A 13,696-nucleotide genomic window follows, 5' to 3' on the forward strand; every position below is an offset into this window, starting at 1 on the left:
CTTAACCCTACAACCCCTTAAATAACAACCAGTAATATTTTTATCTTTTTTTGACTGACCGCTTGGTCGACTTAAAACATTCCCATTATTTTGTTTTAAGATTTACTACTATGTCTCCCAGAACTAGAGAACAAAACCTGGAAATTCGGGCAAAAACCAAAAAGAATATCATTCTTTCATCTATGCGACTTTTTGGACAAAACGGATATGAAGGTACTTCTGTAAATGCAATAGCTAAAGAGGCCAATATATCCAAAGGACTGGTCTATTACCATTTTGAATCTAAAGAACATATTGTTCGGGGTATCGTAGAATTTCTTACCGAAATTGGGGACAATATTATTTATCCAAAAATAGAATTTGAAACTCCTAAGCATCACCTGAAGTATATCATTGATGAATACTTCAACATCGCCAAAGAAGAAGCCGAACTCATGTCATGGATGCTTCCTATGGCATTTCAAGTGGGAAGGTATCCGTTTGTAGCCCAATTGGTCACTAAAAAAACGAAGATGGCCATTAGCGCTGTTCGAAAAATATTCCAGGAACTTAACTACCCATATCCTGAACAAGAAGCCTGGGCTTTTGGAGCGCTATTCGATGGCATCAGTATGGATCAGATTCTCGTTCCCAATTACGATTCAAAAGGAATGCATCAATATCTATTAAACAAATACGAACTTAATAACATCTAATATGAAACGACTTATTTTAATCTTGTTCCTTTTACCTCTTATGTCATGGGGACAGAGCGCATTAGAAATTGTAACCAAATCGGATGATAAACTCAAAGGTAAAAGTGCCAGAGTAGAGACGACCATCACTATTGTACGCCCAAATTATACGCGTGAAATGACGATGGTTAGTTGGTCTTTAGGTAGAGATTATTCTATGACCTATTTGATCTCACCTAAAAGAGATGCCGGAAGTACTTTTCTTAACCGCCAGAAAGAAGTATGGTCTTATACTCCAAGTATTGAACGTATTATCAAGCTTCCACCGTCCATGATGACTCAAAACTGGATGGGAACTGATTTCACTAATGATGATCTTGTCAAACAATCATCTATGATTACCGATTACAAACACCATCTGATAGGTAAGGAAACAATTGAAGGTTATTCATGTCATAAAATCGAAATGATTCCTAAAGAAGATGCTGCCGTTGTTTGGGGTAAGGTTGTAGTTTGGATCGATGAAAAAGAATACATGCAAATGAAGGTAGAATATTATGATGAAGATGGATATCTCATCAATACATTACTGGGTAAAAATCCTAAAATGTTTGATGGCAAAATGCTCCCTTCAGTCATGGAAATGATCCCAGCGGACAAACCTGGAAACAAAACAATCATGACTCAAAATAGCATGAAATTCGATATCGTAATCGATGAAAGCTTCTTTACAACCAGAAAGATGAAAACAGTGACTGCAAACGATTAAATCCTGAACTATGATTTTTAAACTGGCATGGAGAAATATTTGGAGAAACAAACGGAGATCTTATCTCACAATTGCCTCCATTATGTTTGCTGTTATTCTGGCCATTTTCATGCGTTCCGTACAGCTGGGTTCTTACGAAAACATGATTGAGAACTCTGTTCGATTCTATACCGGCCATATTCAGATACATCAAAAAGGGTATTGGGACGATAAAGTCATCGACAACAGTATGGCTTTAGACAGTCACCTATTGGGAACTCTTCATCAAATTGAAGGAGTTACAGATGTTGTACCTAGAGTAGAGTCTTTTATTCTTTCTGCTTACGGCACTAAAACTCGCGGTTCTTTGATCATGGGAATTGATCCTATTGCCGAAGACGGTCTAACAGGATTAAAAGACAAACTGGTGGAAGGAGAATACCTGAACATCGATGATAAAGCGGTTCTTATATCAGAGGGATTAGCCAAATATCTCAGAATGGGAATTGGAGATACACTAGTCCTATTGGGACAAGGATATCATGGTTCATCAGCTGCTGCAATTTACCCCATTAAAGGAATCGTCAAATTCCCGGTAAAAGTTCAGAACGATCAATCGGTATTCCTCCCTGTCGCAGAAGCACAATGGCTTTTTGATGCTGCTGATTTATTGACTAGTGTTTCTATTATGGTCGATCAGGTAGATCGGGTAGAGGGTGTCAATCAAACAATAAAATCACAGGTAGATTTAGAAACTCTGGAAGTTATGGATTGGCAGGAACTCACACCAGAATTGCTTCAGGCCATTGAAATAGATAATCTAAGCTCCAAGTTTATGTTGTACATCTTATATCTGGTTATTGGATTTGGAATGCTTGGAACCTTTATGATGATGACAGCCGAACGTCAATACGAATTTGGAGTCATGATTTCCATTGGTATGAGTCGACTCAAAATGCAGATTGTTATTGCTCTGGAAATGTTAATGATGACCTTTTTGGCTTTATTCATTGGGATTAGCATTACACTCCCATTCCTCATTCACCTGCATAACAATCCTGTAAAACTGACCGGAGATATGGCTGTAGCGGCAGAAAACAAAGGTGTTGAAGCACTTCTAAGATTTTCATTAAATCCTGAGTTATTCCTAAATCAAGCCTGGGCTATATTTTTTATGGCATTCTTATTAGGTTTTTACCCCATCAGATCTATTCAAAAATTAAAGCCTGTAAAAGCCATGCGTGGTGAATAAGTTGAACTTACTTAAACGACTGATATGTTAGTAAAAATTGCATGGAGAAACGTTTGGAGAAATAGATCAAGAAGCTTGATTGTGATCTCCTCAATTGCCGTAGGTGTATGGGCTTTGGTAGCTGGAACAGGTTTTATGAACGGGTTTATCGTAAGTTATATTTCTGACCAGATTAACTATAACACTTCGAATATTCAGATTCATCACCCGATATTTCATGAAGACCGAGATGTCAATTATTACATCCCAGATGCTATTGAAAAGTCGGAATATCTACAGCAAATACCTGGAGTCATTGCAGTGACTCAAAGAGTTATTTTAAACGGGATGATCGCTTCGGCCAAAAAAGCAAGCGGTGTTGAGATCAGAGGGTTAAACATAGAAACCGAAAGACAGGTAACCCATTTAGATTCTATTCTTGTTGAAGGAAAATACTTTGAAGGAGTTAAAAGAAATCCGGTCATCATTGGTTCTAAATTAGCTGAAGAGCTTCATGTAAAAATTCGATCTAAAATTGTATTGACCTTCTCAGATAAAGATGGTGAAATGATTTCGGGAGCATTTAGAGTTGTTGGAATTATCAAAAGTTCAGCCGTCAATTTAAATGAAGGCACCGCATTTGTACGAGATTCAGACATTCAAACTTTGCTGGGAATTGATCAGAACTACCACGAAATTGCTGCACTTACGCATACACAAAGTGAAGAACAAGATATCATTTCCGAATACAAAAAGACATACAAAGAAGACCTCATTCAAGATTGGAAAGAAATCTCTCCCGACCTGGCTTACATCTCCGAGACCTTTGGAAACATGCTATACATTTTGATGGCTATTATTTTAATCGCATTGGTTTTTGGCATCATCAACACCATGCTGATGGCTGTATTGGAAAGAATAAAGGAACTTGGGATGCTTATGGCTGTGGGAATGAACAAGTCAAAAGTCTTCTTCATGATTGTTGTTGAAACGGTATTCTTAGGTCTGGTTGGCACACCTTTCGGACTTATTCTGGGATACTTTAACGTGAGCTATTATCACGAGCGAGGAGTCGATCTTACCGAATATTCGGAAGGGCTTGAAGCCTTTGGATATTCAAGTGATTTGTATCCATATCTGGAACCTTCGGTTTACATCATTGTATCTGTAGGCGTATTTATTACCACAATCGTTGGTGCTGCCTACCCGGCATATAAAGCAGTTAGTTTAAAACCTGTAGAAGCCCTACAAAAATTATAATTTGAAATTCATTGATCATGAGTATTATACAAGCAAAAAACGTAAAGAAAACATACAACGCTGATACCATTCCGGTACATGCATTAAATGATGTTAATTTAAACGTAGAGGAAGGTGAATTTACAGCCATTGTCGGACCTTCAGGTTGTGGAAAAACAACTTTATTAAATATTCTTGGAGGTTTAGATGATGCCACAAGTGGACATGTGGAAATTGATGGTACCGTAATTACTCAAATGAGCGATGGTGATTTAATTGATTTTCGTTTAAATAATATTGGTTTCGTGTTTCAGGCGTATAACCTGATTCCGGTTTTAACAACTAAAGAAAATGTAGAGTTTATTATGCTTTTGCAAAAAAAGGATGAAAAACTACGTTCGGAAAGGACTTTTGAACTATTGGAAGAAATGGGAATTGCAGATAAAGCAGATAAACGACCATCTGAGCTATCTGGTGGACAGCAACAAAGAGTAGCGGTGGCCCGTGCGTTGGCATCTAAACCTAAATTTGTTCTTGCCGATGAACCAACTGCTAACCTGGATTCAAACTCTACCAAAGATCTTTTAGATATTATGGCCAAATTGAATAAGGAAGAAGGAATCACTTTTGTTTTTTCTACCCATGATCAAAGAGTAATCGATCGTGCGAGAAGAATTGTGCATTTAGATGATGGTAAAATTGTGGATGACGTTACCGTAAAGCAATCTTGAATGAAAAGAATTCTATTCATATTTCTAAGCTTTATTGCTTTATCTCAGATTCAGGCACAGAGCAATTATAAATTGAAAGATCACATTCAATTTGGTGGTTATTTGAAATACATGCAAACGAATGTGATTCAAAATACAGATACAATCCTGACCGACAACCTTATTCATAACCGGCTGAACCTTAAAATTCAACTACCTAAAAACTTCACTTTTGGAGCCGGAGCCAGAATTCGTGCTTTTTATGGCGAGGTGACTAAAGGAGGCGTTATTGCTGGAAATGCAACGGGTAATTCTTATTCTGATCAACTTAAAGGATATGATGGAACTCTAAACCTGGAACGTACGTGGGTGAATGGTAATTCTCTAATCATCAACTCCATTATGGATCGTTTGTGGTTAGATTATGCGAAAGGAGACTGGGAAATTCGCGTAGGACGCCAAAGGGTAAATTGGGGCCTCAATACGGTATGGAATCCCAATGATCTTTTTAACGCACTCAACTATCTGGACTTCGATTACGAAGAACGTCCAGGGTCAGATGCGGTACGCGTACAATATTATGTTGGTGCAATGAGCTCTATTGACGTGGCTTATAAATGGGCTGAAGACCCTAAAAACAATGTGGCAGCTGTTAAATATAAATTTAACACGCACACATACGATATTCAGGTTTTGACCGGTAAATATCAAGAAGACCTCGCTGTGGGATTAGGTTGGGCCGGTAATATCAAGCAAGCTGGATTCAAAGGCGAGGGCACTTATTTCATTCCCTACGATAGCATTTCTTCGGCAACCGGTATTTTGAGTTTCTCCACAACTTTAGAATATGGATTTAAAAGCGGCTGGACTGGTATGCTTTCATACTTATTAAATAGTGGTGGAACAGATCACCCTCAAAACGCACTTTCATTAAGTACATTTACTCCAAATGCTAAAACGATGATGCCCAATAAGCACACAGTATTTGTAAACTTCCTTAAACCAATTAATCCGGTATTATCTGTAAATGCGGGTGGGTTCTATGGTTTTGGGGTAAACTGGTTGATCTTTTTCCCTACGGTTACCTATAGCATCAAAACCAATTGGGATATTGATTTGGTAGGGCAACTTTTCTGGGGAGATAATACACAAAGACAATTTACCAACCAGGGAAATGGCATATTTTTGAGGCTCAAATGGAGTTTCTAAATTAGACTCATGAATATTCAAAAATCACCGTTTCCAACGAACTCTTTACTATCTCATACCAAATACAACTACTTTGATAGCTATCTATCTGAATTTTCTGATCCAATCAAAAAGTTTGATATTCTATCGGTAGCAAAATCGTTTATGAGTGCTTCACCTAAATGGCTTGAAACTCTATTTTCATTGCGAAATAAAATAGTTGGTGTTTTCGGACTTAAAACTGCACCACACTTACAAGATCGTTCTGCTGTTATTAGAAATTTTAACGGACAACCTGGTGAAAAACTAGGATTCTTTAAAGTATACCAACGCTCAGAAAATGAAATCATTCTGGGTGAAGATGATACACATTTAGATTTCAGAGTTTCTTTATTACTGAAACCACAACAATCTGACTCTCAAATATTACAAATTACCACTACAGTTATTTTTCACAACTTCTGGGGCAAATTATACTTCTTTCCTGTCAAACCATTTCATCGACTCATTGTACCGGTAATGGTTAAAGGCATCATTAAAGAAATAAAAAATCAGCAATCGATCTAGCGTCTCTCAAAATCTCCCCTTTCGTATCGCTCCACTATACTATCCAAAGTATCATACAATTCATTCAACTCCACAGAAGTTACCAAAACCTGACGCACCTCTTTGAAATTGTGAATTCCTTTAAAATAATTGGTATAGTGTCTACGCATTTCGACAATTCCTCTACGTTCTCCTTTCCAGCCTTCAGATAACTCCAAATGTTTACGAGCCACCCTTACACGTTCACGAATTGTTGGAGGAGCTAAATGCTCTCCTGTACGCATATAGTGTTTAATCTCATTGAAAATCCAGGGGTAACCAATAGCAGCACGCCCTATCATAATCCCATCCACACCATACCTCTCTTTATACTCCACAGCTTTTTCGGGTGAATCAATATCACCATTACCAAATACTGGTATGTGCATTCTCGGATTGTTTCTCACATCCGCAATCAAACTCCAATCAGCCTCACCTTTATACATCTGCTTACGCGTACGACCATGAATAGATATCGCTTTAATTCCTACATCCTGTAGTTTTTCAGCAGTACTTACAATACTCTTGGTATCATCATCCCAACCCAATCTGGTTTTTACAGTTACCGGAAGTTTAGTCGCTTTCACCACGGCTTCAGTCAGTTCTTCCATCAAAGGGATGTTTCTTAAAATACCTGCACCAGCTCCTTTTGAAACCACTTTTTTCACAGGACATCCAAAATTAATATCCAAAAGCTCAGGATTCGCTTCCTCCACAATCTCAGCCGAGCGCATCATGGAATCCTTATTATGACCAAAAATTTGGATTCCAACTGGACGTTCTTCCGGATAAATATCCAGTTTTTCACGACTTTTTACTGCATCACGAATGAGTCCCTCTGTTGAAATAAACTCCGAATACATTAAATCAGCACCCAATTCCTTACATAATGCACGGAAAGGTGGGTCACTTACGTCCTCCATTGGAGCTAATAATAATGGAAATTCTCCCAGTTCAATTTGATCAATCTTTACCACTTTTTGATTTCTTTGCGATGCTGCAATATTACATAAAATACAATCTATGCCTTTAAAAAATAGTTTTAGTCATTCCGGATCTTTTGGTAAGGTCTTATTACTTATTGCTTTAATGGCCATCTGCATGATTGTTTCTTTGCTCATATTAACCGGAATACTTCTGATTTTTGGATTATCCCCGGATTTTGGAGGTACACTTACCGCTACAAGTTCTCAGGAAAATATTCTCATTGCCAAACTGATGCAGATAACTTCTCAAATGGGTTTATTCATTCTCCCGGCTCTGATTTTTGGGTATCTCACTGCTCCTTCAATCGCAAACGGGCTGAACATAGGTAAATTCCCAATACCAAGATCTCTGGCACTGGTTGTTGTTAGCACTTTATTTGCTATTCCTTTTATTAATTTACTGGCACAATGGAATACCCAATGGCATCTACCAGACTCTATGCAATCTATTGAGGACTGGATGCGTAATATGCAATATGCCAATGATAAATTGATGGAAGTCATCCTAATAATGGATACTCCTTCGGATATTGCGATTAACGTTCTAATGATGGCCATACTTCCTGCCGTAGGAGAAGAACTACTTTTTCGAGGAGTCCTACAAAAAGAATTTGAGAAATCCTTTAAAAACCCTCATTTGGCAATTTTTATAACCGCTGCTATATTCAGTGCTTTTCACCTACAGTTTTTAGGGTTTCTATCCAGACTCATTCTTGGAATGTTGTTTGGTTACTTATTCTACTATTCCAAGAATATATGGACTGCAATTTTAGCACATTTTACAAACAATTTTCTGGCTCTGATTTTTGCTATTATTTACGGATCAGAAATAGCTACACAAAGTTTTGAAAATAACATGGACCCCATGATTATTTTACCTTCAATTGTGGCAATAGGGTTATCCGGATATCTCATTTATAAAAACCGATCAGAACTCGCTCATGGTTAGTTGGGTAAAGCCTCAGATATTCTTTGAGGATAAATCATTTTAATTGCGTCACATTCGCTTTTGCGATTTGATTTCTTGAGTTCCTCATACGTGCGTCCGAACTTTTGATCAGACAAATCATTTCTTAATTCAGAGTATGCTCTTACCAATTCATTTTGCACCTGCAAATACATCCTATAAGATGTTTCTTTATCATTTTGCAGCGATATTACCTGCTTTGATACCATCATCTCCCCAAAGAAAGGAATGTCCTTTAATCTTTTCTCTGGGAAGTTGGCATTATCATTTACGTTTAAAATAAAATTTTTGGTAATCTGTGTCACCTGATCTAAAGATACCAGTTCTCCTTCGATCATGATTCGGTCATCAGCATTTACCCATACTTCTAAAACATTCCTTCTTAAAATTTCTGCTTCGCTTTTCTGATCCGGATCAGGAAGGACTCTCATCATTCCGGCTTCATCATCCATAGTTGTGGTCATTAAAAAGAAAACAAGTAATAGAAATGCTATATCCGCCATAGAGCCAGCATTTAGTTCAGGGGTAATTCGCGTATTCATAATTTTACAATTTGGGTTACCTTGTAAAAATCAAATATCACACCAAAAACTCTGGCATAAAAAAAGGGGAGCTTTTGCTCCCCTTCTTCTTATAATAGAATATTATTTATTTCACAACAGATCCTTCACGGCTGGAATAACTAATCTTTAATGCAGATACCTTTCTTAACTCTTGCTTTACTTCAGTCACAATACCCATTTTAGTATCGCTATCCACTTTTAAAGCAGTAATTAATAATGGCACCTCAGCCTCATCGTGTGTATTACGTTCAGTCTCAATATATGGTCCTACATCTGCAACTTCTGCAAACGCATCGCCCAATTGAATCCTGGAACTTGTTCCGTATACTTTAGCATCATTCGGTTCACCAATGTAGATGTAAGTTACCAAAGACTTGTTCTTAAACTTGGAGATTTCAGTAGCTTCAGGTGTACTCACCTTCACTTTTAAATCTACCTCTCTCATCACAGTAGTTACCATGAAGAAGAATAAAAGCATAAATACAATATCCGGTAAAGATGCCGTAGAAATTGCTGGTTCGCCCTTTCCGTTATCTTTTTTAAACTTACCTGCCATATTAGTTTCCTCCTACATTTTTTGGTTCAGCCTCAGAAATTCTTTGTGGATAAACTTTCTTAATAGCTTTTACTTTATCCTTTTCTTCGTCTTCAACCAATGATTCATAAGACACTCCGAATTCTCTCATTGCTAAATCATCACGCAATTCATTATACGCTGCAGCTAACTCATTTTGCACCTGCAAGTACAATTTGTAAGATGTTCCATTATCATTCTGTAAAGAAATCACCTGCTTTGAAACCATCACATTTCCAAAGTATTTTACTTCCACTTGTTTCTTCTCTGGAAGTTCTTCTTTATTCAATGGATTTGCGATAAATTCTTTGGCAGCTTCCTTTAACTCAGAAATGTCCATCAACTCACCTTCCACCAAAAGTTGGTCGTTCGCATTTGCCAATACAACAAATACATTTCGATCCTTAATCGGTGGTGGCTTTGGCATATCTGGCGGTAGCGTTGGCGGCAACTTACGCATCATTCCCATATCAGAATCCATCGTAGTCGTAACTAAGAAGAATACTAACAGCAGGAAGGCGATGTCGGCCATCGAACCCGCGTTTATTTCTGGCGCTTCTCTTTTTGCCATAATCTATTAACGCATTAAACTATATACTCTCGCAAATACCAATGTTACGATTGACGCTCCAAACAAAATGTAGATTGCGTATAATAACATTCCAGAAAAACGAGACATTCCTTCAGTAATTCCAACAGGATAGCTTGAAGCATCTGATCCGTCAGCCATACCGTATGCTATACCTAGCACAACTAACATACCTACGATACCGATTGCCATTCCTTTAATACTACTCGGGTTCGCGATCAATCCGATAGCACCACCGATGATTGCCACAACTAACCCGATTCCAAAATACACGTACGAGCCGTATAAGATTGGATCAACATTCCCAGTGATCGACATAATAAATAGGATAATTCCTAAGATTATGAGGACCAACATTGCTATAGATGAAATCTTATCTTTCATATCAGCAGGGATTATTTATTGTTGTGTTGATATTTAACTAAGATATCGATCAATGAAATTGAAGCATCTTCCATGTCATTGGTGATAGAATCAATTTTAGATACGATATAGTTATAAAATACTTGTAATACCATTGCTACCAAAAGACCAGAAACCGTAGTAATCAATGCCTGACCAATACCTACAGCCACAATCCCTGGAGAAATGTTGTTTGCTTCTGCAATCGCATCGAACGCGCTAATCATACCAATTACAGTTCCGAAGAAACCTAACATCGGTGCTAGTGCGATAAACAATGAAATCCAAGAAACGTTTTTCTCTAATTGTCCTACTTGAACACCACCGTAAGCAATTACTGATTTTTCTACCATCTCGATACCTTCATCGTAACGATCTAATCCTTGATAGAAAATACTTGCAACTGGTCCTGCAGTGTTTCTACAGATGTCTTTTGCTGCGTCAATACCACCAGTATTTAATGCAGTTTCTACATCATTCACTAATTTAGAAGTGTTTGATGAAGACATACTTAAATAAATAATTCTTTCAATAACAATAGCTAAACCTAAAATTAATGCCAACGCAACGAAAGACATGAATCCTGCATCACCTTCGATGAATTTTTGTTTAACAGCTTGATGAAACGTTTTTTCAACTTCCGGTGCCTCTTCAACTTCAGCTGCAGCAGCAGGCTCTTCAGCTGGTTCTTCTACAACTTCCTCTTCAACAGCAGCAGCGTTAGCTGTGTCGTCTGCCATCACTTCAGTAGTTGAATCTTCTTGTGCATTTACAACATTTGTTACTCCAAATGTAAGTACTCCTGCAACAGCCAATACGGCTAGAAATTTTCTCATGATTTATCAGATTTAATTATTCTTATTTTCTATTTATTAATTGTTTACAAATTCCAGCGGAGAGAGAGGGATTCGAACCCTCGGTACCCTTTCGAGTACACACGCTTTCCAAGCGTGCGCCTTAAGCCACTCGGCCACCTCTCCTGTTATGACCAAGTTCGTTTTTAAACGGCCACTAAACTACAAAAAAATTAATTTTTTCCAATGGAATCAAAATCTCATTTTCATAGCGGGACGCAATTATACATCATTCCTATAAATTATGTAAGCCTAAAATGTTTGTTTTCTATTTTGTTAACGTTAATTTTATGAACACGGTTAGTTTACTTTGGTTGATTTAAGGTTTGACTTTTCTCTACCAAAATCGTACCACGCTCAATTTGCCCGGATTGGTAATACGCAATCCCCAGGTTTTTCATAATACTCGCATTATTCGGGTTGGCTTGATACAATGGCTCAAGTATCTGAATAGCATCAGGATACCTATTCAACATTGCATAGGTAATTGCTAATTTCTCAGCAACATCGGCATCATTAGGATAAAACTGATATGCCTTTTCCATGTAAGGTAAAGCACGTGAAGGATTTTTTAAATCTCTTGCAAAAACTTGTGCGGCAGCCAATAAATATCGCTTATCATTTGGTGAATAAGTCAATGCTTTATCATATGCCTGTACGGCTTCTTCATATCTTAATTCCTGCGCTAATTTATTACCGATGTAGAAAATATTATCTTTAAAACTCTGCTTTGTAGGCTTTCTTTCGACACAGTAACCATAAAACTTGATAGATTCAGCGTAATTTCCTGATTCAAAGTATAGCTTACCTAATAAATCCAATGGAGGGAAATATTCCGGATAAATATCCAATGAAGTCTTTAAATACCCATATGCTTCATTGATCATTTCAGTTTTCACATCGGGATTTTTCTCCTCACTAATTTCTTTGATCAAGGCATCTCCCGCAGCCATATTGGCTTTGGCACTTCCCGTAGAAGTTGCCACGTCAGTTAGCGCTAATGTTGCGTCATTTTTCCACGCTTGAGATCTGGATAAAGTCATTCCGGAAAATACAATTGTGACTACTCCCATTAAACCAATGGCAGTCACAGGCTTAAAGCTTTTGGCTTTTGCGGGTAATTCTTCCAGTAAAAAATATGTGAGTGCCATTAACATTCCAATACTTGGCGCATACATAAAACGCTCATTCATAAAAACACCAATAGGGAAGAATAAATTCGAAATCAGAATCGCTGTCCCCAGAAAAAACAAAGCCGCAAAGGCATAAATACTTTTGCGTTTAAACCCTTTTATGATTACCCACAAAAGCCCCAACATTATCAGTACTCCGGCAATCACCCCTAAGTCGGACCAAATTGCATATTGTTGCCCATCTTCTAGAAATGGCAGGTGATACGGATAATAATCATGTGTTAAAGGGAAAGGCATAAACAACAACTTGATATAAGCTGCAAAAACCAGAAAGATGGTGGCTAATCGCTCACTACCATTTGCATACAGAAATGGATCATTCATTAGCTCTGTGACTTCAGTATCCGCTCCTCCACCAATTACCATATAACGAATTAGAGTATACAAAACACCAGCCCCAAGTAAAACCACAAAAGACTTATTCCAGTCCTTCATTTTACCTATATCAAAGAAATACATCATTAACGGTCCTAAGGCTACAAACGCAATTGTGGTTTCTTTAGACATCAGACTTAAAAACAAAAGTCCAAATGCCCAGATCAAATTTTGATTATTCCTGGAATCTACATATTTCAAAGTTTGAATTAATGCCATTAACCCAAACAATAAACTCAAAATCTCATCACGGCCTTTTATGTTCGCGACCACCTCAACATGTAATGGATGGGCTAAAAACAAAAGTGTCGTCCAAAAAGGAATGGTTTTCCAAATATCTTTTTTCAAAGATGAGGGAAACAACCGCATCATTAAATGAAACAACACCAGCCCTGTTGCTCCATACAATAAAGCATTGATCAAATGGCTCCACCATGGATTTTCTCCAAATAGCTCATATTCTATAGCATATGACACTAAAGATAACGGACGATAACGACCTCCAGCCACCAAGGCATCCTTGTCCAAATCAGCCACATCAATCCCATATTGCTCTGCCCAAAACCCATCCATAGAATCATAAAAGAAATGATCCATTACGCCATCAAAACCTCTGGTGGTAATTTGATTAGAGATAATTACAATTTTATCATCCAGTGCATATTCGAAGTTTACAGTTTGCGCATATAACAGGAATCCAAATACAAATAGAATCACCTTCCATTTCATATCTACCTGAGGAGCTTTCGAAATATTCTGTGCCTTATCTTCTGAAGGAGGAGTTACTTTTTTCTTATCTGCTTTGGATTTACGCATAG

15 protein-coding genes and 1 tRNA gene are annotated in these 13,696 nt (G+C 37.6%); 8 read left to right on the top strand and 8 right to left on the bottom strand.

Going from position 1 to position 13,696, the window contains the following annotated elements; translation table 11 throughout:
* Positions 1-110 precede the first annotated feature (110 nt).
* The 7 genes from KFE94_05245 to KFE94_05275 are packed head-to-tail and all read left to right on the top strand — an operon-like array spanning position 111 to position 6,357.
* Positions 111-695, top strand: coding sequence for a TetR/AcrR family transcriptional regulator (locus KFE94_05245; GenBank protein ID UTW67518.1), 585 nt, complete (start codon positions 111-113; stop codon positions 693-695).
* Positions 696-714: 19 nt separating this feature from the next.
* Positions 715-1,443: an outer membrane lipoprotein-sorting protein gene (locus KFE94_05250; protein ID UTW68218.1), complete on the top strand. Its 729-nt coding sequence runs from the start codon at positions 715-717 to the stop codon at positions 1,441-1,443.
* A gap of 10 nt (positions 1,444-1,453) precedes the next feature.
* The gene (locus KFE94_05255; GenBank protein ID UTW67519.1) at positions 1,454-2,674 is read left to right on the top strand and encodes an ABC transporter permease; all 1,221 of its coding nucleotides are present in this window, start codon (positions 1,454-1,456) and stop codon (positions 2,672-2,674) included.
* 24 nt (positions 2,675-2,698) lie between these two features.
* Positions 2,699-3,913: an ABC transporter permease gene (locus KFE94_05260; GenBank protein ID UTW67520.1), complete on the top strand. Its 1,215-nt coding sequence runs from the start codon at positions 2,699-2,701 to the stop codon at positions 3,911-3,913.
* 17 nt (positions 3,914-3,930) lie between these two features.
* On the top strand, positions 3,931-4,623 hold the full coding sequence (locus KFE94_05265) for an ABC transporter ATP-binding protein (protein UTW67521.1): 693 nt from the start codon (positions 3,931-3,933) through the stop codon (positions 4,621-4,623).
* Positions 4,624-5,811 (top strand): hypothetical protein, encoded by a 1,188-nt coding sequence (locus KFE94_05270; protein UTW67522.1) that lies wholly within the window; start codon positions 4,624-4,626, stop codon positions 5,809-5,811.
* Between the two features lie 9 nt (positions 5,812-5,820).
* Positions 5,821-6,357 carry a DUF2867 domain-containing protein gene (locus KFE94_05275; GenBank protein UTW67523.1) on the top strand — a complete coding sequence of 179 codons (537 nt, stop codon included), beginning with the start codon at positions 5,821-5,823 and terminating at the stop codon, positions 6,355-6,357.
* Here the strand turns inward: KFE94_05275 and dusB are convergent.
* Positions 6,354-7,352 carry a tRNA dihydrouridine synthase DusB gene (dusB, locus tag KFE94_05280; protein UTW67524.1) on the bottom strand — a complete coding sequence of 333 codons (999 nt, stop codon included), beginning with the start codon at positions 7,350-7,352 and terminating at the stop codon, positions 6,354-6,356. The two genes, KFE94_05275 and dusB, sit on opposite strands and share 4 nt — an antisense overlap.
* Before the next feature lie 46 nt (positions 7,353-7,398).
* Here dusB and KFE94_05285 point away from each other — a divergent pair, with 46 nt between their 5' ends.
* Entirely contained in the window at positions 7,399-8,310 is a 912-nt protein-coding gene (locus KFE94_05285) for a CPBP family intramembrane metalloprotease (protein ID UTW67525.1), read from the top strand.
* Here KFE94_05285 and KFE94_05290 read toward each other — a convergent pair.
* The 7 genes from KFE94_05290 to KFE94_05320 form a co-directional block, all read right to left on the bottom strand.
* Positions 8,307-8,870 (bottom strand): biopolymer transporter ExbD, encoded by a 564-nt coding sequence (locus KFE94_05290; protein UTW67526.1) that lies wholly within the window; start codon positions 8,868-8,870, stop codon positions 8,307-8,309. The genes KFE94_05285 and KFE94_05290 overlap by 4 nt on opposite strands.
* 106 nt (positions 8,871-8,976) lie before the next feature.
* The gene (locus KFE94_05295) at positions 8,977-9,447 is read right to left on the bottom strand and encodes a biopolymer transporter ExbD (protein UTW67527.1); all 471 of its coding nucleotides are present in this window, start codon (positions 9,445-9,447) and stop codon (positions 8,977-8,979) included.
* 1 nt (position 9,448) lies between these two features.
* Positions 9,449-10,036 carry a biopolymer transporter ExbD gene (locus tag KFE94_05300; protein UTW67528.1) on the bottom strand — a complete coding sequence of 196 codons (588 nt, stop codon included), beginning with the start codon at positions 10,034-10,036 and terminating at the stop codon, positions 9,449-9,451.
* Between the two features lie 6 nt (positions 10,037-10,042).
* Entirely contained in the window at positions 10,043-10,438 is a 396-nt protein-coding gene (locus KFE94_05305; protein UTW67529.1) for a hypothetical protein, read from the bottom strand.
* Positions 10,439-10,449: 11 nt separating this feature from the next.
* Positions 10,450-11,292: a MotA/TolQ/ExbB proton channel family protein gene (locus tag KFE94_05310; protein ID UTW67530.1), complete on the bottom strand. Its 843-nt coding sequence runs from the start codon at positions 11,290-11,292 to the stop codon at positions 10,450-10,452.
* Positions 11,293-11,349: 57 nt separating this feature from the next.
* A tRNA-Ser gene (locus tag KFE94_05315) sits at positions 11,350-11,436 on the bottom strand.
* 179 nt (positions 11,437-11,615) lie between these two features.
* Positions 11,616-13,694: a tetratricopeptide repeat protein gene (locus KFE94_05320; protein UTW67531.1), complete on the bottom strand. Its 2,079-nt coding sequence runs from the start codon at positions 13,692-13,694 to the stop codon at positions 11,616-11,618.
* Between the last annotated feature and the right edge of the window lie 2 nt (positions 13,695-13,696).

It is taken from the genome of bacterium SCSIO 12643 (assembly GCA_024398135.1).
Taxonomy (GTDB): domain Bacteria; phylum Bacteroidota; class Bacteroidia; order Flavobacteriales_G; family Salibacteraceae; genus CAJXZP01.

What these genes read in the sequence shown, in the direction of transcription:
- KFE94_05245 (UTW67518.1), top strand. Translation starts at nt 111, where the DNA reads ATGTCTCCCAGAACTAGAGAACAAAACCTGGAAATTCGGGCAAAAACC.
- KFE94_05255 (UTW67519.1), top strand. Translation starts at nt 1,454, where the DNA reads ATGATTTTTAAACTGGCATGGAGAAATATTTGGAGAAACAAACGGAGA.
- KFE94_05260 (UTW67520.1), top strand. Translation starts at nt 2,699, where the DNA reads ATGTTAGTAAAAATTGCATGGAGAAACGTTTGGAGAAATAGATCAAGA.
- KFE94_05265 (UTW67521.1), top strand. Translation starts at nt 3,931, where the DNA reads ATGAGTATTATACAAGCAAAAAACGTAAAGAAAACATACAACGCTGAT.
- KFE94_05270 (UTW67522.1), top strand. Translation starts at nt 4,624, where the DNA reads ATGAAAAGAATTCTATTCATATTTCTAAGCTTTATTGCTTTATCTCAG.
- KFE94_05275 (UTW67523.1), top strand. Translation starts at nt 5,821, where the DNA reads ATGAATATTCAAAAATCACCGTTTCCAACGAACTCTTTACTATCTCAT.
- KFE94_05285 (UTW67525.1), top strand. Translation starts at nt 7,399, where the DNA reads ATGCCTTTAAAAAATAGTTTTAGTCATTCCGGATCTTTTGGTAAGGTC.
- KFE94_05290 (UTW67526.1), bottom strand. Translation starts at nt 8,870, where the DNA reads ATGAATACGCGAATTACCCCTGAACTAAATGCTGGCTCTATGGCGGAT.
- KFE94_05295 (UTW67527.1), bottom strand. Translation starts at nt 9,447, where the DNA reads ATGGCAGGTAAGTTTAAAAAAGATAACGGAAAGGGCGAACCAGCAATT.
- KFE94_05300 (UTW67528.1), bottom strand. Translation starts at nt 10,036, where the DNA reads ATGGCAAAAAGAGAAGCGCCAGAAATAAACGCGGGTTCGATGGCCGAC.
- KFE94_05305 (UTW67529.1), bottom strand. Translation starts at nt 10,438, where the DNA reads ATGAAAGATAAGATTTCATCTATAGCAATGTTGGTCCTCATAATCTTA.
- KFE94_05310 (UTW67530.1), bottom strand. Translation starts at nt 11,292, where the DNA reads ATGAGAAAATTTCTAGCCGTATTGGCTGTTGCAGGAGTACTTACATTT.
- KFE94_05320 (UTW67531.1), bottom strand. Translation starts at nt 13,694, where the DNA reads ATGCGTAAATCCAAAGCAGATAAGAAAAAAGTAACTCCTCCTTCAGAA.